General features: G+C 67.1%; 1 protein-coding gene and 1 pseudogene. One reads left to right on the top strand and one right to left on the bottom strand.

Features of this window, described 5'->3' with window-relative positions; genetic code table 11:
* A pseudogene (locus BN2476_RS45190) lies at positions 1–304 on the top strand (mechanosensitive ion channel protein); the annotation flags it as partial.
* A 48-nt stretch (positions 305–352) separates the two neighbouring features.
* Here the strand turns inward: BN2476_RS45190 and BN2476_RS45185 are convergent.
* The coding region (locus BN2476_RS45185; RefSeq protein ID WP_143811274.1) for a helicase C-terminal domain-containing protein at positions 353–511 on the bottom strand (159 nt) is incomplete at its 5' end.

The following is a 511-nucleotide window of genomic DNA, read 5'->3' as shown; positions in this document are numbered from 1 at the left end:
CGAATTCAACCGGCGCATCGTCGACCGCTTCAGCGAACGCGGTATCGAGATCTCGAATCCGCAACGCAATCTGCTGACGTGGGATGCGCAAGGCGCGGCGGCGAAGTTTGAAGCAGGCGAGCCGTCCGCGGGGACGCTGAAGAACACGCCGACGCGCACACCACCCGCCGATGGTGCCGTTGCGCGCAGCGCCGCGGCCCATCGGGGCGATGCGCCGGTGGAAAACCAAATACCCGTCGACCCCGTACCGGCTGGTGGCGCCGGCACGCCTGCCAATCCAGGCTCGACCTCGCCGCATCGGTGATGCAGAGAAAATCATGGGCGGCGCGCTTGCGGCGACGGGCGGGTTGCCCTACCGCACCTGCCACCAGCGCGGCAACAACCGCCGCACGTCGGCACGCCGATACCGGTCGTCGATCAGATGCACCACACCCTGATCGCGCTCCGTGCGAATCACGCGGCCAGCCGCCTGCACCACCTTCTGCAAGCCCGGGTACAGATACATGTAGTC

Origin of the sequence: Paraburkholderia piptadeniae (genome assembly GCF_900007165.1) — a bacterium.
Lineage (GTDB): Bacteria > Pseudomonadota > Gammaproteobacteria > Burkholderiales > Burkholderiaceae > Paraburkholderia > Paraburkholderia piptadeniae.
The sequence above is the reverse complement of the archived record's forward strand: the minus strand, read 5'-3'. Positions and strand labels throughout refer to the sequence as shown.